21 protein-coding genes and 2 pseudogenes are annotated in these 21,150 nt (G+C 71.5%); 12 read left to right on the top strand and 11 right to left on the bottom strand.

The genetic code is table 11. The features are described from left to right. Window positions 1-248 precede the first annotated feature (248 nt). On the top strand, window positions 249-845 hold the full coding sequence (locus ACIA5F_RS10235) for a TetR/AcrR family transcriptional regulator (protein ID WP_399351224.1): 597 nt from the start codon (window positions 249-251) through the stop codon (window positions 843-845). 356 nt (window positions 846-1,201) lie between these two features. Here ACIA5F_RS10235 and ACIA5F_RS10240 read toward each other — a convergent pair whose 3' ends face one another. Continuing rightward, window positions 1,202-1,513, bottom strand: a complete 312-nt coding sequence (locus tag ACIA5F_RS10240) for a hypothetical protein (protein WP_399351226.1) — start codon at window positions 1,511-1,513, stop codon at window positions 1,202-1,204. Between ACIA5F_RS10240 and ACIA5F_RS10245 the strand changes: the two genes are divergently transcribed. The 4 genes from ACIA5F_RS10245 (at window position 1,482) to ACIA5F_RS10260 (ending at window position 4,667) form a co-directional block, all read left to right on the top strand. Further along, complete coding sequence (locus ACIA5F_RS10245; RefSeq protein ID WP_399351228.1) at window positions 1,482-1,943, top strand: hypothetical protein; 462 nt, start codon at window positions 1,482-1,484, stop codon at window positions 1,941-1,943. The two genes, ACIA5F_RS10240 and ACIA5F_RS10245, sit on opposite strands and share 32 nt — an antisense overlap. Window positions 1,944-2,238: 295 nt before the next feature. Continuing rightward, window positions 2,239-3,186 (top strand): ABC transporter ATP-binding protein, encoded by a 948-nt coding sequence (locus ACIA5F_RS10250; protein ID WP_399351230.1) that lies wholly within the window; start codon window positions 2,239-2,241, stop codon window positions 3,184-3,186. Beyond that, window positions 3,183-4,175, top strand: a complete 993-nt coding sequence (locus tag ACIA5F_RS10255) for an ABC transporter permease (RefSeq protein WP_399351232.1) — start codon at window positions 3,183-3,185, stop codon at window positions 4,173-4,175. Before ACIA5F_RS10250 ends, ACIA5F_RS10255 begins: the two co-directional genes overlap by 4 nt. A gap of 75 nt (window positions 4,176-4,250) precedes the next feature. Next, entirely contained in the window at window positions 4,251-4,667 is a 417-nt protein-coding gene (locus ACIA5F_RS10260) for a GntR family transcriptional regulator (RefSeq protein WP_399351234.1), read from the top strand. A gap of 64 nt (window positions 4,668-4,731) precedes the next feature. Here ACIA5F_RS10260 and ACIA5F_RS10265 read toward each other — a convergent pair whose 3' ends face one another. After that, on the bottom strand, window positions 4,732-5,130 hold the full coding sequence (locus ACIA5F_RS10265; RefSeq protein WP_399351236.1) for a DUF3052 domain-containing protein: 399 nt from the start codon (window positions 5,128-5,130) through the stop codon (window positions 4,732-4,734). Window positions 5,131-5,699: 569 nt separating this feature from the next. On the opposite strand from ACIA5F_RS10265, the gene ACIA5F_RS10270 reads away from it, so the two are divergent. Both ACIA5F_RS10270 and ACIA5F_RS10275 read left to right on the top strand, forming a co-directional pair. After that, window positions 5,700-7,046 (top strand): MFS transporter, encoded by a 1,347-nt coding sequence (locus ACIA5F_RS10270; protein ID WP_399351238.1) that lies wholly within the window; start codon window positions 5,700-5,702, stop codon window positions 7,044-7,046. A 31-nt stretch (window positions 7,047-7,077) separates the two neighbouring features. Then, window positions 7,078-7,677: a hypothetical protein gene (locus ACIA5F_RS10275; RefSeq protein WP_399351240.1), complete on the top strand. Its 600-nt coding sequence runs from the start codon at window positions 7,078-7,080 to the stop codon at window positions 7,675-7,677. 193 nt (window positions 7,678-7,870) lie between these two features. On the opposite strand, the gene ACIA5F_RS10280 is transcribed toward ACIA5F_RS10275, so the two are convergent. The 6 genes and pseudogenes from ACIA5F_RS10280 to ACIA5F_RS10305 form a co-directional block, all read right to left on the bottom strand. Further along, window positions 7,871-8,056 (bottom strand): hypothetical protein, encoded by a 186-nt coding sequence (locus tag ACIA5F_RS10280; RefSeq protein ID WP_399351242.1) that lies wholly within the window; start codon window positions 8,054-8,056, stop codon window positions 7,871-7,873. A 415-nt stretch (window positions 8,057-8,471) separates the two neighbouring features. After that, on the bottom strand, window positions 8,472-8,930 hold the full coding sequence (locus ACIA5F_RS10285; protein WP_399351244.1) for an RICIN domain-containing protein: 459 nt from the start codon (window positions 8,928-8,930) through the stop codon (window positions 8,472-8,474). A 573-nt stretch (window positions 8,931-9,503) separates the two neighbouring features. Beyond that, on the bottom strand, window positions 9,504-11,264 hold the full coding sequence (locus ACIA5F_RS10290) for an SMI1/KNR4 family protein (protein ID WP_399351246.1): 1,761 nt from the start codon (window positions 11,262-11,264) through the stop codon (window positions 9,504-9,506). 425 nt (window positions 11,265-11,689) lie between these two features. Further along, the gene (locus ACIA5F_RS10295) at window positions 11,690-12,874 is read right to left on the bottom strand and encodes an ALF repeat-containing protein (protein WP_399351248.1); all 1,185 of its coding nucleotides are present in this window, start codon (window positions 12,872-12,874) and stop codon (window positions 11,690-11,692) included. Between the two features lie 406 nt (window positions 12,875-13,280). Further along, entirely contained in the window at window positions 13,281-14,012 is a 732-nt protein-coding gene (locus ACIA5F_RS10300; protein ID WP_399351251.1) for a peptidase inhibitor family I36 protein, read from the bottom strand. 356 nt (window positions 14,013-14,368) lie between these two features. Beyond that, window positions 14,369-15,076: pseudogene (locus ACIA5F_RS10305) on the bottom strand (MarR family transcriptional regulator); the annotation flags it as partial. A 13-nt stretch (window positions 15,077-15,089) separates the two neighbouring features. Between ACIA5F_RS10305 and ACIA5F_RS10310 the strand changes: the two are divergent. After that, window positions 15,090-15,776, top strand: a pseudogene (locus tag ACIA5F_RS10310) (alpha/beta fold hydrolase); the annotation flags it as partial. A 173-nt stretch (window positions 15,777-15,949) separates the two neighbouring features. Here the strand turns inward: ACIA5F_RS10310 and ACIA5F_RS10315 are convergent. The 3 genes from ACIA5F_RS10315 to ACIA5F_RS10325 form a co-directional block, all read right to left on the bottom strand. Beyond that, on the bottom strand, window positions 15,950-16,621 hold the full coding sequence (locus ACIA5F_RS10315) for a VOC family protein (protein ID WP_399351252.1): 672 nt from the start codon (window positions 16,619-16,621) through the stop codon (window positions 15,950-15,952). Between the two features lie 137 nt (window positions 16,622-16,758). Continuing rightward, window positions 16,759-17,139 carry an FKBP-type peptidyl-prolyl cis-trans isomerase gene (locus tag ACIA5F_RS10320; protein WP_399351254.1) on the bottom strand — a complete coding sequence of 127 codons (381 nt, stop codon included), beginning with the start codon at window positions 17,137-17,139 and terminating at the stop codon, window positions 16,759-16,761. A gap of 272 nt (window positions 17,140-17,411) precedes the next feature. After that, window positions 17,412-17,783, bottom strand: coding sequence for a hypothetical protein (locus ACIA5F_RS10325; protein WP_399351256.1), 372 nt, complete (start codon window positions 17,781-17,783; stop codon window positions 17,412-17,414). A gap of 1,445 nt (window positions 17,784-19,228) precedes the next feature. On the opposite strand from ACIA5F_RS10325, the gene ACIA5F_RS10330 reads away from it, so the two are divergent. From ACIA5F_RS10330 to ACIA5F_RS10345, 4 genes are all read left to right on the top strand, one after another. Then, a complete protein-coding gene (locus tag ACIA5F_RS10330; protein WP_399351258.1) occupies window positions 19,229-19,774 on the top strand; it encodes a hypothetical protein in 546 nt (181 codons plus the stop codon). Window positions 19,775-20,008: 234 nt separating this feature from the next. After that, complete coding sequence (locus tag ACIA5F_RS10335) at window positions 20,009-20,248, top strand: hypothetical protein (RefSeq protein ID WP_399351260.1); 240 nt, start codon at window positions 20,009-20,011, stop codon at window positions 20,246-20,248. A gap of 213 nt (window positions 20,249-20,461) precedes the next feature. Continuing rightward, window positions 20,462-20,641 (top strand): hypothetical protein, encoded by a 180-nt coding sequence (locus ACIA5F_RS10340; protein ID WP_399351262.1) that lies wholly within the window; start codon window positions 20,462-20,464, stop codon window positions 20,639-20,641. Window position 20,642: 1 nt separating this feature from the next. Further along, complete coding sequence (locus ACIA5F_RS10345) at window positions 20,643-21,128, top strand: ATP-binding protein (protein WP_399351265.1); 486 nt, start codon at window positions 20,643-20,645, stop codon at window positions 21,126-21,128. Window positions 21,129-21,150 lie beyond the last annotated feature (22 nt).

Genomic DNA, 21,150 nt, shown 5'->3' on the forward strand with positions numbered 1-21,150 from the left:
GCAAGGGTGCGCGCTCGACCCGCGAAGGGCCGGTGCGCAGGAGGAAAGAGGACGGCCACGTGTCGCCACTCTGACACTGACTGAAATTTCAGTCAAACCGTCGGCAGGTCGACGGGTGGGCCCGGGCCCACCCCCCACCAGGGCGGTCAGTCGCTGGTCAGCCGCTGGTCAGCCGCTGGTCAGCGGCCTGCGCGTCCGCTGAAGGGCCGCATCCGACCGCCCCGGAACACCCCGGTAAGGTGTGGGCCATGGCACCTCGCAGCACCCAGATCCTCGAAGCCGCCGCACGGGTGATCGCCCGGCGCGGGGTCCGAGGGCTGCGCGTGGAGGAACTCGCGGCCGAGGCCGGCGTCTCCACCGCGCTGATCTACTACCACTTCAAGGACCGCACGGGCGTCCTGCGCCAGACCCTCGAATTCATCAGCGACCGTGCCGGGCGCTACACCGCCGACCGCGATCCGGACGACCCGCCGCTCACCCCCCGGCAGGAGCTGGAGGAGTCCCTCCTGCTGGAACTCCAGGACATCGTGGAGGTACGGGAGAACAGCTCGGCCTGGGGCGAGCTGCGGGCCAGCGCCGTCTTCGACGAGGTGCTGCGCGAGGACCTCGCCAGGGCCACCCGGGTCTGGGTGCGGGAGGTCGCCGCGCTGCTGGGCGAGGTCCGGCCGACGGCGTCGGCCCTGTCCCTCACCGCCGCCGCCGAACGGCTCACCGCCCTGCTGGAGGGGCTCAGCATGCGCTGGCTCAGCGGTGGCATCGAGATCCTTCACGCGCGGGAACTGATGCGCGGCGCCATCGACGCCGAACTCGCCGGACTCACCGGGGCCGGACTCCGGCAGGACTGACCGGCGACAGCGGGCGGGGCCCGTCCCGGCTCGCCGGGAGACGTGCCCGGGGCAATCCCGTCCGCGGCCCGTCTCGCGGGGGCGCCGTTCCGCGTGGGGGACGTGCGGCGGGGGAGCGTTCAGTCGGTGTGGACGAGCGCCACGACCGTGACCGTCAGCACCCCCCCGCGAAACCCAGTAGTCGGTGAGCACCCCGGCGAGGACCACCCGGCGCTTGTCCCGCCCGGTCACCGGGTTGCCGTGACCGTAGGGGTCCTGGGCGACCCTGCCGATCTCCCGGCCGAAGTCGACGCGGCGCCGGGAAGCCATCTTCTTGAGCGAGTCGAGGGCCTGGTCGGTGTACTGCACCCGGTAGGTCACGCGCTCTCCGCGGCCGGGCCGAAGAACGCGGCGACCTCTTCGGCGGACACGGTCCCGGTGAAATCGCCCCGCTCGATCCGTGCGAACGCGGCTTCCTTGTCCGCGATCAGGTCCGGCCGGGTCCGCTCCGCCCAGGTGGCGAGCAGCTCGAACAGCTCCTCGGCGCCCGCGTTCTCCACCGCCTCGCCGAAGGCCCGCCGCTGGTCGGCGGGAAGGGCCTCCCTGATGCCCTTGACGGTCGCCGGAAGGACGACCAGGTCCCCTCCGCTCAGGTAGGTGCTGAAGGTCTTCCCGGCGGTCTCGGACACCGTTGCCCTCTTTCCTCGTCACCACCACCACCAGCGGCCGGGCAGCCATGCTAGTGGCGGCGCTCCGGCCGCAGGTGAGGTCGACAACGCCGCGAGACAGCGCGTCGACGCATCGGGGGAGCGTACCCATGGCCCCCGCGCTCCCCACCTGGCGGACGTACCGCGCCGGTGTTACGCGGCGCCGGACCGGCGGGAGGCGCTGCGACAGCTCGCCGAGGCCGTCCAGGTGCTGCGGCCCCACCTGCGGGACGAGGATCTGCCGGTCGTCGACGCGGGCATCGGCGTCCTGGAGAGCGGGGAGCCGGGGCGGTGGCGTCAGGCGCCGGCAGGCATCGCGGGTGTCGCGGGTGTCGCGATGGTGATCGGTGACGTCGGGGTCCCTGTGGTGCAGGCGGTACGCGCAGTACGGAACACCCTGGGTGTTCAGTGACGGCCCCGAAACCGTCGGGGCACTGACCGGAGACGTCCGCCGGGCAGGGCGGGCCGCGCCCGGAGCGGGAGCGAGTGCTCCCGCTCCGGGTCCCGGTGAGCGACCGGCCCGGCAGTCGATCCGGCCGGAGGAGGGCGGGACGACGCTCGGGCGGAGCCGCTCGCCCTCGCACGGGTGGGCAGGGGTTCCCGGGCAGGTTTGGCGGAGCGGGTTTGACAGAGCAGGTTTGACAGGGCTTCAGCATGAGTCCATCATTCCATTAGTCATCTAGTGGATTAAGGGAAGGGGGCGAGCTGTGCGAGGCACGAATACTTCCGGCGCGGCCGATGTCCGGTGGGCCGTCGAGGCGCGTGGACTGGGGAAGAAGTACCGGCGGCGCTGGGCGTTGGAGAACTGCTCCTTCCGGATACCCGCGGGCCGCATCGCCGCCCTGGTGGGACCCAACGGCGCGGGCAAGAGCACCCTGCTGAGCCTGGCCACCCGCCTGACCGAGCCCACGGCCGGCGAACTGGACATCTTCGGCGCCCCCGTCTCCGCGCCCGGCGAAATGGCCCGCTGGGCCTACATCGCCCAGGACAAGCCGCTGTTCAAGCGGTTCACCGTGGCGCAGACCCTGCGGATGGGGCAGGAACTCAACCCGTCCTGGGACCAGGCGGCGGCCGAGCGGATCGTGCGCGCCGGGCAGGTGCCGATGGACGCCCGGGTCGCGACCCTGTCGGGCGGGCAGCGGACCCGCGTGGCCTTCGCGCTCGCCTTCGGGACGCGGCCCGAACTCCTCCTGCTGGACGAGCCGATGGCCGACCTCGACCCGCTGGCCCGGGACGAGATGAGCGCGCTGCTGCTGTCCGAGGCCGCCGAGCGCGGAACCACCGTGCTGATGTCCTCCCACCTGCTGAGCGAGATCGAGCACATGTGTGACTACGTGGTCGTGCTCTCCGAGGGCCGGGTCCGGATGGCCGGCGAGGCCGACGAACTGGTGCCCATGCACACCCTGGTCACCGGCGTGACCGGGGAGCAGGGTGTGCTGCCGCAGGAGCTGGACTCCCACACCGTGGTGGAAGTACGCACCTCCGGGCGCCACTTCACGGCCATGGTCCGGCGCCAGGGACCGCTGAACGGCGCGTGGCAGCTGGCCGACCCGAGCATGGAGGAGGTGCTGATGGCCTACCTCCGCTCACCCGGGGCTCCCCCGCTGCTCTCCCCGACCGCCGTCCCCGACCACCGAGAGGAGCCCGCCGCATGAGCGCGCTCACCCGGGATGCCTCCGCCTCCCCCAAGGACCTCGCCCCCGCCCGCCCCCGCCGGGTCCGCGGACTCCTCTGGCTGGTGCTGAACCAGCACCGTACGGCCCTCATCGTCTGCGCCGCGGTGGTCGTCCTCGGCGCGGCCTGGATCGTCTACCAGCGTGCGGCGATGCTGGACACCCTGCACGCGGCCGGCTGGCCGGCCAAGCCGGTCGACTCCCTCGGCGGCAACATCGCCAACGACGTCTCCAACAACCTCGACGCCTTCGGCAACCTCCTGACCGGGCTCCCCGTGCTGCTCGGCGTCTTCCTCGGCGCTCCGCTCATCGCCGCCGACCAAGAGAACGGGACGGCGCGCCTGGCCATGACCCAGTCCGTCTCCCGGGGCCGCTGGCTGGCCTGGAAACTGGGCTTCGCCCTGGTGACGGCGGTGGTGACGACGCAGATCCTGAGCCTCTTCTTCGCCTGGTGGTGGCGCTCGGCGGGGTCCGTCGCACGGACCGACTGGCTGGACGGTCCCCATTTCGACGCGATGGGCCCCGTCCCGGTGGCGACTGCCCTGTTCGCCACCTCGCTCGGCATCGTGATCGGCGCCCTGACGCGCCGGACCGTGGGCTCCATGCTGGTCACCTTCCTGATCGTGTACGCCGTCACGGCCGTGGCCGAGCAGTACCGGAGCCTGCTGGGCACGCCGCGGCGGCTGAGCTACCCGCTCGGCGGCGAGGAGCCCGCCGTGCTCGACAACACGGTCCGGCTGGACGACTGGGTCGGCACCGAGTCCGGTCGGGTCTACGGCTGGAGCACCTGCGTCAAGGAATCCGCTCCGGAGGCATGCCGGGCCCAGCTCGGTATCGTCAACTCGGTCCGGGACTACCTCGGCCCCGACCAGCTGCCGGGCATGCAGTGGGCCGCCACGGGCGTGTACGCGGCGCTGGCCGCCGCCCTGGTCACCGGCCTGCTGTGGTGGTCCCGTCGGCGGGCCCTGTAGGACCGGGCGCGTGCCCGAAGACGCTCCCCGGGCTGGTACCCCCAGCCGTTCACCAGAGATCAAGGAGGCGGCACCGTGGTCGTGTTCCGCATCGAACGCCGCGGCGGCCTGCCCGCCTACCTCCAGATCGTCGCCCAGGTGGAGCAGGCTCTGCGGATGGGCGCCCTGGAGGAGGGGGACAAGCTGCCCACGGCGGCGCAGGTCGCCGCCAGCACCAAGGTCAACCCCAACACCACGCTCAAGGCGTACCGGGAGCTGGAGCGGTCGGGCCTGGTCGAGGTACGGCAGGGTTCCGGCACCTTCATCACCCGCTCGCTCGTCACCCCGCAGACCGCACCGGAGTCCCCGCTGCGGACCCGGCTCGGCGAGTGGATGGGCGAGGCCCACGCCCAGGGCCTGACCGCCCTGGAGGTCACCACGCTGTTCGACGCGGTCCTCGGCGAGAACTACCCGGGCACCACGGCCGGCCCCGCCCACGTCCCGGTGGACTGACCCCCGGCGTCCCACCCGGTGCGCGGGGGGCGGGTGGGACGCCGGGGGGCCGGGGCCGGGTGGGTCAGCGGGACGCGGCGGACTCCAGGCGGGTCGCCGTCCAATCGGGGGAGGCGCTCAGCGAGGCGGTGACCGTCAGGCCGGAGGCCTTCGCCGCGTCGGCGATGTCGCCCGCCTCCACACTTCCCGCACGCCCGGCCTTCGGCGTGAGCAGCGCGACCCCGCCCCCGTGCTGCAGGCCGGGCAGCACATCGATGAGGGCGTCGAGGAGGTCGCCGTCGCCGTCGCGCCACCACAGCAGGGCGACGTCCGCCGTGTCTTCGTAGTCGGCATCGACGAGTTCGTTACCGGTGGTCTCCGCGATGGCTTCGCGCAGCTCCTCGTCGCAGTCGTCGTCGTAGCCGGCCTCCTGGACCACCTGGCCCGCCACGATTCCCAGCTGCTGCACCGCACTTGCCGACATTCAGGTCTCCTCACATGGAAGTTCCGCTGGTAGCTCCGCACACGGGTGTGCTCGGCGCAGCCTCGCCGACCGCCCTACCAAGATCATCAGATCGCCGCCCGGTTCACTCGAACGAGTGAACCGGGCGGCGTCGGTGAGCGGGTTGGACGGTGATTCCACGGGGAGCCCGGCCCACGGCTTCCGGTGGCCGAGCCGCCCGACACCGGCGGGACCGAGGCGGGCCCCGAAGAAGTCGACCCGTTCCGCCCGCCCTCCAGCCGCCCGCCCTCCAGCGGCAGCCGTACGCGCGCGAACGCCTCGTCCGGTCCGTCGGCGAACGGGGCGACGGAGCCGGGGCCCACCGCCTCCCGTACGGGGGGGTGCCGACGAGGGCACGACCGGCCTCGCGAGGCGGCCCACCACGGCCCACCACGGCGGCCCCGGTCGCCCGGCCTCCGCGCACGATCCGTCCGCGGCGCTCCGGCACCACCTGTCGGGCCCCCTCGTGTGGCAGGACTCCTCCACCTACAGCATGGTTACGAAATGTAATAATGTTGTCACAGAAAGTGGAGTCCGATATGCGCTCCGGCATGAGCGACGCCAACCGGTCGGTCGTCATCAGCCTCGCTGGTACCACGCTGATCTGGTACGACTTCTTCCTGTACGTCAACGCCTCGGTCCTGGTCTTCAAGCACCAGTTCTTCCCCTACCTCACCCCCTTCGCGGCGACGCTCACCGGGATCGGCCTCTACGGTGTCGCGCTGGTGGCCCGGCCGGTCGGCGGCGCTCTCTTCGGTCACCTCGGCGACCGCTACGGCCGGCGCCCCGTCCTGGTGGCCACGCTGCTGCTGACCGGAGCCTCCACCGGCCTCGTCGGCCTGCTGCCCGGCTACGGCCAGATCGGTCTCGCCGCACCCCTGCTGCTGGTGGCGCTGCGCCTGCTCCAGGGGCTGGGAATGGGCGGCGCCTGGGGAGCCGCCACCGTCGTCGCCTACGAATGCGCCGAACCCCGGCGCCGCGGGCTGGTGTCGAGCTGGGCGCAGATCGGCGCACCGGCCGGGAACCTGCTGGCGTTCGGCGCGATCTCCGGCGTGTCCGTGCTGCTGACGCCCGCACAGTTCATGATCTGGGGCTGGCGGCTGCCCTTCCTCTTCTCCGCCGTCCTGGTGGTGGTGGGGCTGTGGGTCCGGGCGCGGATCGGGGAGACCACGGAGTTCAGCGCCCTGGCCCACGCCCGGGCCCGCGCCAAGCGCCCGTTCGTCGAACTGGTGACCAAGTACCGGGGCAAGCTGCTGCTCGCCGTCGCCGTGACGGCGGGGGCGGACGTCGTCCTGTTCACGTTCTCCTTCGGCTACGTCCTCACGCTCCTGCGGGTCGCCGGCCTGCCCCTGACCGCGCTGATGACGCTCTCGGTCGCCGCCCCGCTGGCGCTGATCGCGATGATCCCCCTGTTCGGGGCCGTGTCGGACCGCTACGGCCGCCGCCGGGTCTGCATCGCGGGCACCCTCGTCACGGGTCTGTGGGCCGCCGCGTTCGTCCCGCTGTTCGACCTCGCGTCGCCACCGGTCCTGGTCGCCGCCTACCTGCTGGCACTGGTGGGCTTCGCCGCCATGTACGCCCCGCAGGCAGCCCTCATCGCCGAACTCTTCCCGACCCGCGTACGCCTCAGCGGCACCGCCACCGGGTACCAGCTGGGCGGACTCCTCGGCGGCACCCTCGCCACCTTCCTGACCGCGTGGGGTGCCGACTGGTTGAAGTCCCCCGCGGTCACCCCCCTCTACGTCCTCGCCGTGGTGACGGTCAGCGGGGTGGCGCTTCTCGCCGCTCCCCGCCACCGCGCAGGAGACAGTCCCTCAGCGGCCCAGCCCCTGCCAGACACCGGGGACACCGGCGCCCTGAGCCGTCCCACGGCATCCGCCGCCGGACTCCACCCGTGACCCTCGCGCCACCTGAAAGGCAGAACAGCAGATGAGACGCTCCTCGCGTATCGCGGCCATCGCCACGTCCGCCGCCCTGATCAGCGGCCTCTACATCTACGACGTCTCCGCCGTCGGAGTTCCCCAGGTCATCACCTGTGAAGACAAGTTCACGATGACGTTCGACCGCGGCCTGACCCTCTCGCCCCAGAACGACATCACCGCCACCCTCACCGACGCCAAGCTGCTGGGCTGCAGCGGCGACGCCCCCGTCACCCAGGCCGACTACATCGGCACCGGCATCGGGAGCGCCGTGACCTGCGCCACCGGCGGCTACAAGGACAAGCCCGGAACGGACCAGCGCGCCTCCTGGCAGACGGCGGCCGGCCAGCCCCCCACCGACGGCCAGCCCACCACGAGCTTCACCTGGGACATGCAGCCGATCCAGGACCTGCTCAAGTCCAACAACCCGCTCAGCGGCGGCATCACCGAGGGCCGCTACAAGGGCGCCACCTGGACGGTGGTCCTCGACCCGGTCAAGTCCAAGATCGACCTCACGGCCTGCGCCACCCCCGCCGGGCTCAAATCCATGGTCCTCGACGGCACCCTCACCATCACCCTCCCCCCTGGCGTTCCCGCCCTCCCCGCGTAGCCGCGGTCGTGGGGGGGGGGGGGGGGGGGGGGCCCCCCCCCCCCCCCCCCCCCCCCCCCCCCCCCCCCCCCCCCCCCCCCCCCCCGGCACGACCCGGCACGACGGACCCACCTGGAGAACCGAGGACCGGCTTCACCGAAGTCCCGGGGGTCACCACGCGCGTGCCGGCGCCGGGTACGGGCCTGGCGGGCCGCTACCGCGACCCGGCCGTGTACGACGGGTCGTGGAGCGAACGGGCCATGCCCTCGCGGTTGCCGGTGGTGAACGGGCGAAGCCGTCGCCCGCGCGGCGGGTCGTTCGGCATCGAGAGGGCCGAGCCGGCGAAGGCGGCGGGGGCGACGGGGCGATCGAGAGGGCGCCGCCCGGTGAATCCCTCCAAGGCACGCTCCTTCCGGCTCCGGAGCAGATCCTGGCCATCGTGCGGACGCACTTCGCCGGACACGGCCCCGAGACGGCCGGGACCACGCCGACAGGGAAGATCGACGGCCCCCACCCATCCCCCCACCCCCACACACCTGCGCGCGGATACGGGCCGACGCGGGGGAGGAGCGGCGCCGGGCGGCTCAGCAGGGGGCGGAGTGCCCGGTGCGCACGCGGCGCGGGCAGAACTTCACCGACCGGCGGGGGCGGAGGACCATCGCGCGTACGGGTCCTGGACGGCCGGGGACCGTTCCGTGCCGGTCTTCACCCTCGACGGAGGGTGAAGACCGGCACGGGGTGGGGGTTCGGTCCTCGGTGAGCGGCATCAGGAGCAGGAGGGATTCAACCGGTTCCGGAGCAGCGCTCGCCCGATGTCAGCGCCACTGCTGGTAGGCGCCGCCGTTGCCGGGAAGGGTGTAGACGTTGCGGGCGGCGTTGCTGTCGAGGAAGTAGCCGGTGGCCGCGTTCTGGAGTCGGTAGGCCCCGCCGCTCCTGGAGATGTTCCAGCGCTGGTAGGAGCCGCCGTTGCAGCCCAGGGTGTACACCGACCGGGCGGCGTTGCTGTCCAGGCACTTGCCGGTCGCCTGGTTCTGGACGGTGTAACCACCGGCGGCGGCGGCCCGTACGTTCCAGTTCTGGTAGGCACCGCCGTTGGCGGGAAGGGTGTAGACGTTGCCGGACGCGTTGCTGTCGAGGACGAAGCCGGTGGCGACGTTCTGGAACTGCTCGGTGCCGGGAACCGCCGCTTGGGCGGGGGTGGTCAGGGCCAGCAGAGTGGCACCCGCAACCCCGACAGAGGCGAGTGCGGAGACGATGGCGGAACGTCGGAACATGCTTGTTCCTTTCGATGGGTATCGGCTGCTGCCTCGGGATACCTTTCCATCGAACTTGTTTCTGATCAACGGGATTCGCGAGGTGCGGAGAGCGATCTTTATCGAATTCGCCAAAGTTGTCGATCATATGGATCGCGGCAGTCGATCCTGATAAGAGAGTGACTCTTCGTGGTTTTTTCGTGGGGTCGATCACTCCTTGCCGTCAACGTAGATCACAGGCAACCGCTCGCGTGCCACCAAAGTTGACCAACGCGACATAACGGCTCCCCCTCGGTGCGGATTCAACCATTTCGAGCCGCGTCCGATTGACGGGAATTCACTTTCTCCCTTGGCCTGAGCGGGATGTGCGCGTACTTCGGGAATGGTGACCGAGTGGGTCAATCGAAAGAGAAAATTCTCGCCGGATACGGGTCAGATTCTTGCCGAACAGGATGCGTAATGACCATTCTCTGCTGCGGTCCGACGGAAAACCACCTCTGACGGGTAAGGAAGTCGAGGCATCGGGTGGGAAGATCAGCGAATGAGGATCACCGTTGTCGGCCAAGCTGTCCGGCAAGATCCGAAAGCGACGGTCTACCCGGCCAGGTCCGTCGCAAGGTCGTCACGCCAGCGGACGGACAGGCGCCTGCTCAGGACCGTCGCTGCCGCAGCCGGCAGGGGCAGCAGCAGGAACTCGCGCAGCGCCCCGGCCGCCGAGTCCCGTAGGGCCCACGCGGCGAGGTCGGCCGCGGGGACGGGTGCCGGGTCCGGTTGGTGCCGGGCCGCGTCCAGCAGTCCCCGCGCCGCCCGGGCCTCCGCCGAGAGGGTCCTCATCCGCAGGTCGAGGGCCCCGTCGGCCGGGAGGTCCACCGGCTCCTCGCGGTAGATCTGCTCCAGCGCCTGCGCGATCTCCGGGTAGGTGTCGATGCCGGTCTCGGAGGCCAGCCGGGCGAGCTGCGCCGTCATCGCGGAGCGCAACCGCTCCGGCGGGGTCCGGTCGACGAGCCCGCCGAGGTCGAAGTCACGTACCGAGGAGACCGGGTGTCGCACCGGCAGCACGTCGTCGAGGACCGGCAGCAGCAGCGCGCTCGCCAGCGGCCCGCCGCCGTCGCCCTCCGGGTCCCAGGTGATGCCGTACCCCGTGGCCAGGCCGGCCAGCAGCCGGGCGTACGCGGCCGTCGAGCCGGGCCAGGGATCGACGCCGATCCTCTGCCACTCCTGCCCGTCGGGTCCGGTCACGCGGTCCTCGCGGGGCGAATCGACCCGGTGGGCCGCCTCGGGCCGCTCCGCGCCGTCCTCGACGACGGTGAGGTGCACCTCGGGCCCCTGCTTCGCCAGCCTCACGACCCGGGTCCCACGGGACAGCCGACGCAGCACCTCCGGACGGCCGAACTGGGCGTCACCGCCCTCCTGGGTGGCGTAGGACCACCCGTCACCGCACCACCCGGCCCGGGCCATCGGACGGTACGCCGCCCAGGGTGCGGCGGCGGACAGCCGCGCCTGCTCCCGGCTGCGCGATCCGGCGGTTGCGGGCACGGAGCCCAGCCTGTCCAGCAGTTCCTCGGGCGGGATGCCCGCCACGAACACGACATCCGGCTGTACGGGCGGTACCTGCGCGGCCGGGGCTCCGAAGGAGAGGACGGCGTAATGCCCGTCGGGCCGCGGGAGGGGCGGGACCGGCTCGGCCGCAGGAGGGACCAACGGCTCGGCGGCCTCGGCGGCGAGGCCGAGGGGGGAGAGCGGAGCAGGGACGGTCGTCCTGTCGTCGTCCCAGATCAGCTGGCCCTCGAAGGCGAGCGGCGTCCGACCGTTGAACGGTGTGCCGTTCTCCAGAGCCGTGGCGAAGTCGGCGAGGACGTGCCGCAGTCCCGGCCACGGGGTGAACGACGGGCTGTCCTCGTCGAAGTACCGGCCGACATGCCCGTGGTGCGGGCCGGGGCGGGAGACCAGGAAGAGTCCGTCGGAGGACTGCCAGCCGATGCCCAGGGTGATCAGCAGCCGTTCGTGCGGCCAGTACGCGTACTGGCCGCGTTCCGCCTCGTCGAGATCGGCCTCGTCCTCCGCGAGGTCCGCGCCGACGCCCCGCAGGAGCTCGGTGCTCCCGACGATGTCCTCGACGCCGGACAGCGGTCCGTAGTAGCCCAGCGTCGGTGTTCCCTCCTGGAGCTGTACGCCGTCGTGACGCAGCAGCGACTCCTTCAGGTCGGGCGGGAACGTCACCCCGAGACGGAGTTGGGCCGCCGCGATGTCCTCCGGGAGGGCCGGCGGCCGGAGCAGCCCGTGGCTGACGGCAGCGTGCTGTGCGAGCCAGGCCTCGATGCGGACCCAGGATTGCTCGACGGTGAACGTGGTCATGTCGCCACCCTAGGCGCGGGCACTGACAGTCCCGTGAGGCCGACCGTGCGAAGGCCGAGCGCACGCGAGCCCCGGCAACGTGCCGAGGCACGGCACCGTACGGAGCGGCCCGACCGGCAAGACCCGAAAGAGACGACCTGGTCCACGCCGCGGTCGACCTGTACGTCGCCCCGTACGTCCCGTGCCGCGCCCGCCCAGTAACTCGCTCGGGAGGTCGACAACGCCTGGCGAGCCGCGTGTCGGACCGTGTGTCGGCCAGCGCCTCCACCGTCGTGGCCGTAACGCGGGACGTCGGCCGGCCGACATGAGCGGTATGCGGCACGTGTTGCGCGTTACGCGGACACGGGGCCCGGTCCTGTCACGCCACGCGGCGGGGTCGGCCGCGGAGACCGCGGCCGACCCCTGACGACTGGTGCGCGGCCGGGTCAGTTCGCGGCGGCGGCGGCGCGACGCATCCGCGCGGCGAGCAGGAGGCCTGCGCCGGCGACGAGGGCGGTGCCCGCACCGCCCGCGATCAGAGCCGAGTCACCCGCGCCGGTGGAGGCGAGGGGGGAACCGCTCCCGCCCTGGGGGGTGACGGTGGTGTTACCGGTGCCGGTGCCAGCACCGGAGCCCGTGCCCGTGCCGGGGTTGGTCCCCGTGCCGGTGCCGGGGTTGTTCCGGTCCTGCTGGTCCTTGTCCTTGTCGTTGTTCTTGTCGTTCTCCTGCTGGGTCTTCTTGTCCTTGGCGCGTGCCTCGTGCTGTCCCGTCTTCAGGAACTCGCCGCGGTCGGCGGCAGTGCCCGCCAGCGCGGCGCGGCCGGCCTTGACGAGTTCCGGCCCCCCACCGTCGATGATCCTCGCGATCGCGACACGGTTGTCCTGGTCGCGCAGCTCGTACTGGGTCACCTCAAGGAAATGCCGCAGCTCGGCCGGGGTCGGGGAACCGTCGAAGAGCTTGCCGATCGCCTCGCTCAGGATGGGGCCGTCCCAGCCCTCGTCGATGCGGGCGAGCTCGACCCGGTCGTCGGAGGCCTGCGCGAGGTACCGTCCCGTCGCCAGGAAGGCGATGCGGTCGGCGGGAGTGCCCTTGAGGGCCTTCTCGCCCGCTTCCCTCACTCCGGAGCCTCCGGTGCCGATCAGCCTGGCGATGTCGACCCTGTTGTCGCCGTCGCGCAGCTCGTGCTGAGTGACCTCGTAGAAATGGCGCAGCTGCTCCAGACGATTCACCTGGTCGCTCTGGAGGAGCTCCTTGATGCCTTGCTTCAGGCCGCGGCCGGCACTGTGCAGGAGACGGGTGATCAGCACCCGGTAGTCGTCGATGCGGATGTCGTGCTGGTCGGTCTCGATGAACTTGCGCATGGCCGCGGGGCCGTCGGCTATGGCCTTGTGGCCGGCTTCCTTCATGTACTCGCTGGCCATCGGGTCGGTGATGATCACGAGGATGGTCTTGCGGTCCTGCTCCGCCTGGTCCGTGTCGCTCTGGTCGGCCGCCCGGTCGGGTGCGGTCGGAGCCGTCGGACGGGTGGACGTGGCGGCCTCCTGGCCGGCGGCGAAGGCCGGTGACGAGATGAGGACGGCCGGAGCCAGAGCAGCAGTGGTGACCGCCGCGGCGATCCGGGACAACTTCACAGACAAAACCTCCTGAAGAATGTTCTTTCGCGGCATAAGACTCACCAGCCGCGCCGATGGTTGTACGACGCATCGAAGCATCGGGGAAGGGGAGCAGGAGCGAGTCGGCGAGGGACGTGACCGGCCGGAGAGGGAGCCCGCCGCCCCCACACGGCGTCAGGGCACGCCGGCCCCGCACGCCGCCGCCCGTAACCCGCGCGTCAGGTCGGTCCGTCGGGCTTCTCGCCGAACCCCTGGCCCGGAAGGCGTCGTCCGGCCGCTCACGACCGGTCGCGCCCGCCTGCCCGTCGAACCGCGCACCCGGTCCACCACCGCCGGGAACGGGCCGAGCCTCCGGCTACTGCTGCCGTCGGCAGCAGCCGGCAACACGCGGAGACCGGGGCCCCGTTGCTCTGTTCTCCGCCTGTCAGCAGATGGGGTATCCGTCCGGTTCGAAGCCGGTGGAGGCACGGAGGGAGCTGGCATTGTCATCCGAGTACGAGCCGGACATGTTCGGGTGCTTGCCGTGTGCGGACATCGAGTAAGAGATTCCGCCCTGGTCGTTGTCAACGAAGAAGCACATGACGTTGTCGGTGTTGTTCACATAGGACGACATGGTGTCCGAGAAGCCGAACCACTCGAACTTGTCCACCTGCGGCCTGCCGGAGATCTCCAGGCCACCGCCCTTGTAGTAGGGGTCGCGGTAGAGGCAGAGCTTGTCGGCGGGGCACTCGGTACGGTCCGCCGGAATATCGACGACCGACCTCAGGTCACCCTTCTCGAACCAGCGGTTCCCGAACTGGAAGAACCGCAGCGCCGTCCCGCTGCCGCCCTGGGCCCAGCCCGTGGACTTCCCGTCCTCCGAGGTGTACCGCCCGAAGTAGCCGCCATGCGACTCGGAGGACGGGAAGCCGCACACCCCACCCCAGGTTCCGTCCTCGATGAACCACCGCGCATTGCTCCAGGTCGCTCCCAGCCCGTACTTCTGGCTGCTCGGGGCGATCTGCCACTGCCCCACCGGACACACCTCCTCCGCCGCCGTCCGAAGCACCGGCTCCGCCCGCACAGAGGCAGCAGGGGCCGCTCCGGCCGACGCGGTCAGCCCAGTACCGATCAGTAGCGCGGTCAGGCCGGCGGCCAGCGGGAATCGCACACGCATGACGTCCTCGTTCCTCCACGCCCCACCCCCTGTGGGGACCAGTGAACGAGCATCTCGAACCCACAGGTCCACCGGCTGGGAAACACCTTGGAAGTCATCCGTACGGGCTCGACGACCGGCCGCGCGGAAGAGGAACCCGGTTCGCCGCAGCCACCCGGGCAGGCAGGCAGACAGACAGACAGACCGGATCGATCGGAGAACGGGCACGGACGCTCTTCCCCACATGCTGCTGACGCACCCGGACCGGTCCGCATCGTCGCCACTTGCGCGACGGCCAAGGAGGCGGGCGGCAGCCGCCGAAGGCCGCTCCGCCCCTTGGCCGTCCTGGTCCGCCCCCTTGGCCGTGAGCGTCCGGGTCAGGTGGTGGGGGTGGCTGGTGGCGTGTCCACGGCGTTGTCCGAGGTCGTCCCGGTCTTGGTGCAGAGGATCTCGCGGGCCTGTTCCGCGGCGCGGGTGATGCTTTCGCTGACGAAGTCGACGAAGCGGGCGATGTTTTCGAGGCGGGCGGCGGCGGGGGTGTGGGGGCCGAGGACGTCGACGCCCTGCCGTGCGGTCTCGACGAGCTGGGCGTTGGCGCGGACGGCGGCGAGCATCGACTGGTAGAAGACGTCGTCGTCGACGATGTAGTGCTCACGGCGGCGTTCGTCACGTTCCCTGCGGACGAGGCCCTGGCTCCCCAGGAACGTGATCGCCTTGGAGACGGATGCCGGGCTGACCTGGAGGCGCTGGACGAGTTCGGACGCGGTGAGGCTGCCCGCGTCGGTGGTGTAGAGGGAAACCAGCACCCGGGACGCCATCTTGGGCAGGCCCGAGGCCATGAAGACGGTGGTGAACACCTCCTCGTACTCGCGTACGGCCTCGGGGTCGCGTCCGTGGGCCTGCCCGGGCGGCTGCGGTCCTCGGGGTGTGGCCTGCCTGCGCCGGTGGGCCCGGTGTCCGGTGGCGCGGTGGGCCAGGTCGGCGCGGTAGGCGGTGGGCCCGCCGTTGCGCATCACCTCACGCGTGATCGTCGAGGTCGGACGGTCGAGGCGTCTGCCGATCTCCGCGTAGGCGAGGCCGTCGGCCGGTTCCTACGCCGACCAGTCGCACTGGCGGCGCGTCATCACCGACCTCGGCGGCGACTACCGGCACATCACCTACGACGAGCGCGCCCGCGGCAGATCGCGGCGCGCCGCGGACTACTCGTTCGCGGCGTGCCTCCGCGACCTCGACGCCGTCCTCACCGCCAGGGGCGTGCACCGGCCGATCCTGGTGGGCTGGTCCTACGGGGCCATGCTCGCCGTGCACTGGGCGGCCCGGAACCCGGACCGCGCCCTGGGGGCGGTGGCCGTGGACGGCGCCATGCCGCACGAGTGGCTCGACGACGCCACCCGGGAACAGGTCCGCAAGCTGTTCCGCCGGCTGAGCCCGCTGTTCCCGATCGCCCGCCCGCTCGGCCTGGCCGCGCGGATGAGCGCCGCGCAGCACGCCGAGATCAACATCGAGATCAACGAACTCTGCGCGCCCGCCGCCCTGAACCCGGTCTTCGACCGTGTGACCGTACCGGCCCGGTACGTGCTCGCCACCGGCGGCAACCTGGGCGGTGACCCGAAGCTGATGGAGCAGATCCGCGCCAACCTCGACCCGGTGCTCGCCCGCAACCCGAACATCCGGGTCAGCGCGAAGGTGGCGAGCAACCACTCCAAGATCCTGCGCAAGGACTTCCGAGCCGTCGCCGACGCGGTACGCGAGGTCGCCGCCGTCCGCGACCACCAGGCCGCCTGAGCCAACCGCACCGGCCCGGTGGTCCGGTGGCCCGGTGGTCCGCAACCGCCCGGCCGGCACCTGCTGACCCTTCGCCCACCCGCATTCCCAGCAGCGTCACGACCGGGGTCAGAGCCACGACCGGGGTCGGGGTCGGGTTCGGGGCCAGGGGGCCGCCACGGTCAGGGTCAGGGTCAGAAGGTGTCCTGTCCGGCGGGGGCGCGTCGGATCACGATCTCCTGACCGTCGGCGGTGTGCACCGCGACCGCGTGCAGCCCCGGTTCGCCGGGCACGAAACGCAGCGGCAGCCGGTCGAAGGTCTCCGCCCCGATGTACGCGCGGAACTGCTCCCGGTCGCCGGCCACCTCCAGCCAGGCCACCCCGGCGGCGGTCCGGTCGCCGGTCACCTCGCGGCGGGCGGGGTTCTTGGCCGGGTCGTCCCGGTAGTACCAGTTCGGCAGGCCCTGCCGCCGGGCCCGTGCCGCCACCTCCCCGGCCGGCGCGCTGGTGACCACGCGCTGGGTGCCGTCGGGTTCCCTGCGCCCCGGGACGACCTGGACCTGGCTGCCCAGCCGCGAAGCGACCTGCTCCAGCTCCTCACGGGTGTCCGCGCGCAGGCACCAGAACATCCAGCGCTCCGTCCCGTCGCCGGTGGCCCGCTGGAACCACGGCGCCGGGCCGCCGGTCGCCCCGGTGGCGCTCTCCACCTCCAGGTAGACGTCCCCGCCCAGCGGAAAGATCCAGTTGCGCATGCCGCCGGGGAACACCCCACCCTCATAACTGCCCAACCCGGTCTGCCCGGCGAGCCCGCGCACACCGTCGTCGAGATCCGCCACCCCGAGCGCCATGTGGTCCAGGTGAAACACCGTCGTGACACCTCCAGTTCAGATGACCCCCTCGGCCGACCGTAGCACCGGCCGCTCCCTCGGGCACCGGACCACGGCCGCCCGGCCGAGACCGGCCCCTTGCCCCGCCCGGCTCGGGCAAGGGCCCGGGCGGTCGGCTACTTCACCGCGAGCAGGTCCACGACGAAGACGAGGGTCTCGCCGGGCCTGATGGCGGCACCGGCACCGCGGTTGCCGTAGCCGAGGTGCGGGGGGATGACGAGCCGGCGGCGACCGCCGACCTTCATGCCCTCGACGCCCATGTCCCAGCCCTTGATGACGTGGCCGGCTCCGAGGGAGAAGGAGAACGCCTCGCCCCGGTTCCAGCTGGCGTCGAACTCGTCCCCCGTGGAGTAGGCGACCCCGACGTAATGGACCTCGACCTGATGACCCTTCACCGCCTCGTCTCCGTCTCCCACCCAGAGGTCGGTGAGGTCCAGCGTCTCGGGGGGCGGGCCCTCGGGGAACTCGATCTCGGGCCGTACCAGTTCCGTACTCATCGCGGTCTCTCTCCATCCGTGTTCCGCCCGGGGCCCGGGTGATCCGGCCGGGCGGTGGGGCGGGGCGGGGTGCCCGCCCGTATCTCAAGATCAATTATCGCTCACCGGGGTGCTGCCGGACAGACCGTTCACCGGCGCCGGGAGCCGTACGGACTCCTCGGACACAGCCGCTGACCGTACCGGCCGGTGAAGACCGCCGTCCGGTCCGCCGCTCACGGCATGGAACCGACACCACGCGCGGGAGCGCTGGAGCACCCCGGCCGCCGCCTCGTCTACGCCTTCCGCAGAACCGACTCGGTCCAGAAAGGGGTCACGAACTGCTGGGAGGCGAGCCCCAGATGGAAGCCGGCCTCCCCGGGAAGCACGAGGCTGTCACCGCATCGGATCTGCCATTCGGCACGCCCGTCGACCACCACGACCTCCTCCTCCAGCTCCGGCGTGAACGTCATCTGCAACGCGGCAGCCGAATCCCGTCCCCGGTAGGTCAGGAGACAGCGGGCCGGAGGTGTGCCGCCCAGGTCCACGCGCAGGGTATGGGTTGTGCCCTGGGCGAACCGGGCCACGGCCCCCGGGGCGAGTTCCTGACCGTCGAGGAACATCTTCACGGACGGAACGGGCATGGCGGAGAAGGGATCGAACTCCACGGAGGACTCCTGGATACGGCGCCCCGCCGGATGCCCGGCGGAGCGAAGGTGTTAACAGCCGATGATCCGGGAATTGTAGAGCCGGAAACCGTCACCAAGATCACTAACAGCGGGACGGGGAAGGATCGGCGGGATTCCAGGCCGCACAAGGACACCGGCCGCACATGGACATCACCCGCCCCCGGTTCCCGGGCCGCCGCCAGCGGGGGCCCGGGAACCGCTGGCCATCGCCGCGGCCATCGCCGTACAGAACCTGGTCGAGCCCCGCCCTGAAACGATCGTGAAGGGAGCGGCCTCCGAAGCCTGGACGCCGACCTGCCCGCCGCGCGTGAACGATCGTGGAGAGCGCCACAGGGCCTGCCGGCCAGGCGGCGCGGAGGGAGCGCGGCGCGGCGCGGCGCGGGGCCGATGCGGAACAGGCCGATCGGGCGGAAGATGACCGGCGATGCGCGGGATGTTCACTCGTACGGGTGATTTCGAGAGGGGATCGGCCCTGCGTCCGTGCGGGGGTGCGGAGAGTGTGCGGTGTCCGTTTCCCGCAGGAGAAGAAGGGACTGACTCCCATGAGTGCCCAGGACGCCATCGACGACATCATCGCGATCGCGCGGCAACTCCTGCATCGCTCCTCAGTCGAGGAGCGATGACACGGCAGGCCGGGCTCACCACGGCCGGGTGCCCGGTCGGCGGGTGACATCCCCGGGTTCTCTCAGCGGGGCTCCCGTCGCCCCGGGGAGAGGCGGACGGAAACACGGCCCCACCCGGCACATCGCACGTATATCGCCTATCGCCTATCGCCGCGGTCCCGTGACCGTGGTCATCCCTCCGAAGAAGGGCAGTCCCCTCATGACCACCAGCAACTGGGTTGACGACCTGATCCGCATCATCGATGCCCTCGGTCTCCTCATCGGCCCCATCGTCACTGCTGCCCGGTGACGGGCGGGCGTTCGGGCGGACGGGTCTACGGGTGTACGGACCGGCCGTGGTCGGGAGCCTGCGGCAGCAACCGGACGTTCACCCGGTCGTCGTGACACAACATCAGCACCAGCCGTCCGTCGGCAGCGGCGGTGACCGCCACCGGCGGCCTTGTCCGCGACTGCCGCGGTAAAGGCGGCGGCGGACAGACGAAGAACGCGGCCCGGCGTGCCGCGCGTGCTCCCGCCAGGGAGGCAGAACGCCCCGCCGCCGGGCCCCGCACCACTGCCGACGGCGGTGGAACCCACCGCCCGCGCACCACGCTGATCGCCCCGGCGCGCGAGGTGGATCGTCCAGTGGCCGACCGGCAGAGCCGGTCATCTCCCGGGTGGGTGTTCCCGCCCAGTCGGGGGGAGTCGGTCGTCGTGCGGGCTCCGGGGCGCGGCCCAGCAGCACCCAGTTGGCACCCTGGTCGGTTCTAGGTGACCAGTGCCTCGATGGTGCATGGTCGACGGTGCGGGAAGGACCGCATCGTGCTGACGTATCCGCACGACGACGACGCGGTTCTCCACCAGTTCGAGCGGATCGTCGCGAAGCACGGCTACGGCTGGCTGGAGAAGCTGCTGGAGCAGAATCCGCTGTGGGTACGGGGCACGGCGACACCACTGGCGGTGATCGGCTCGGGCGAGCGGGCGGCGACGTTCACCTCGTTCTACTACCTCAGCCCGCCCGAGGGTGACCCGATGCGGTTCATCCTGCCGAAGGAGGACTTCTTCCAGGCGTGGTACCAGACCGGGGCGATCCTCAAGGACGCCCCGCACCCCGCCGCCGCGAAGCTCTACATGAGCTCCCGGCTCTCCCGGCAGGCCCAGCAGGCGTCGGCCCAGTGGCCGGCCCGCCGGGACGTGCAGATCCCCGGCTGGAAACCTATCGACCAGTACCCCAACACCGACCCGAACGGCTTCCGCGCGTTCATGCTCGACCGCGCCCGCGTAGAACGCCTCCGCGGGATCATGGAGGACTTCATCGGCCCCGTCCAGGGCGACAACCCCACCGGAATCGACCGGTCCTGGCACTGACCGGGAGAGGACCGGCCCCCGGTACCGTCGTTCCCCGGAACGGGGCAGGGCCCGGGGCACCGGGGCCCGCCCCGCAAGACGGGCCCGTACCGGCCAGGAGTACCGAACGGAAACGGAAGCGAGCAGTGCGCAGATGACGAGTTCCTCCGGTGACGTCCCGGCCCGGATGCCCGCCTCGCCGGCCGTCTGCGCGCCCTGCGCGAGGACGGGGTTCTCGTCCTCGGCTGGGGCAATGTGGTGCACAACCTGTACAACCTGCACACCTACGCCTGGGGCCGTCATCCGGTCGAGCCGTACGACTGGGCCGTCCGCTTCCACACCCGGGTCCGGGAACTGATCACGGCGGGCCGGTACGACGACCTCGCGGCGTACGACCAGGGCGGCCCCGACGCCACCCTCGCCGTCCCCAACCCCCGAGCACTACCTGCCCCTGCTGTACGTCCTGGCCTCCCGCACCCACGACCGACCCCGTGACCTTCCCGGTCGACGGATTCGACGGCGGGTCCATCTCCATGCTCAGCGTCCGCCTCGGCTGACCCCGTCCCCGTCCCCGCCCCTGACCCCGCCGCACGACAGCACCGGGCGGCAGCGGCACGACCCGGGCATGGCTTCCGGTGGACCCGCACCCGTTAGACTTGCAGAGTTATGCAATTTACCAGTTATGGATTCAGTGGACGGGGGTTACGTGTGGCCGGGTTCACGGAAGCGGCGCTGGAACGGGTCCGGGTGGCGCGGGCCCGTCTCGTGGCCGCGCGGGAGGCTGATGACGCCGTCGAGGAGGCACAGGCGGCCGACGAACTGGAGGACGCGCTGCGCGTGGCCCGCGATCACGGCGTGGCCACCGGCGACGAGCCGGACAACCGATGAGGTGGACGACGGCGCACCACGAGCCGGGAACACGGTGACGGTCCGGCACCCCGGCGGGCAGCCTCCGGCCGCGGCGCGCAGGCACGAGTGGACGGTGCCGCTGGTGCCGGGCGCGGTGCGGGCCGCACGTGAGCGCACGGAGCGGTCGCTGGAGCTGTGCGGACTGGAGAGTTCCTCGTCGCTGTCCGGGGCCGTGCTGCTGGTGGTCAGCGAGCTGGTCGCCAACGCCGCCCGCCATGCCCGGCGGTCACCGGACGCCGAGGTCACCGTGGAGATGACCGAGCACCTGCTGGTGGTCGGCGTGGCGGACACGGACCCTCGCCCCGTGGCCCTGGCCGACGCCGGACGTACGTCGTCGGGGCGGGGGTTGAGCACGGTGGCCGACCTGGCCCGCGTGTTCGGGGGCGATGTCCGGGTCGAACCCGCCACCGGCGGACGCGGCAAGACGGTCGTCGTCCGCTTCGTCCTGCCGGAGGGAACACCATGACCAGCCGCGACGGGCCGGAAAC

This window comes from Streptomyces sp. NPDC051567 (genome assembly GCF_044454165.1).
In the GTDB taxonomy this organism is placed as follows: Bacteria; Actinomycetota; Actinomycetes; order Streptomycetales; family Streptomycetaceae; genus Streptomyces.

Coding starts and splice junctions, on each gene's coding strand:
- ACIA5F_RS10235 (WP_399351224.1), top strand. CDS start 249: ATGGCACCTCGCAGCACCCAGATCCTCGAAGCCGCCGCACGGGTGATC.
- ACIA5F_RS10255 (WP_399351232.1), top strand. CDS start 3,183: ATGAGCGCGCTCACCCGGGATGCCTCCGCCTCCCCCAAGGACCTCGCC.
- ACIA5F_RS10265 (WP_399351236.1), bottom strand. CDS start 5,130: ATGTCGGCAAGTGCGGTGCAGCAGCTGGGAATCGTGGCGGGCCAGGTG.
- ACIA5F_RS10270 (WP_399351238.1), top strand. CDS start 5,700: ATGAGCGACGCCAACCGGTCGGTCGTCATCAGCCTCGCTGGTACCACG.
- ACIA5F_RS10275 (WP_399351240.1), top strand. CDS start 7,078: ATGAGACGCTCCTCGCGTATCGCGGCCATCGCCACGTCCGCCGCCCTG.
- ACIA5F_RS10285 (WP_399351244.1), bottom strand. CDS start 8,930: ATGTTCCGACGTTCCGCCATCGTCTCCGCACTCGCCTCTGTCGGGGTT.
- ACIA5F_RS10290 (WP_399351246.1), bottom strand. CDS start 11,264: ATGACCACGTTCACCGTCGAGCAATCCTGGGTCCGCATCGAGGCCTGG.
- ACIA5F_RS10300 (WP_399351251.1), bottom strand. CDS start 14,012: ATGCGTGTGCGATTCCCGCTGGCCGCCGGCCTGACCGCGCTACTGATC.
- ACIA5F_RS10320 (WP_399351254.1), bottom strand. CDS start 17,139: ATGAGTACGGAACTGGTACGGCCCGAGATCGAGTTCCCCGAGGGCCCG.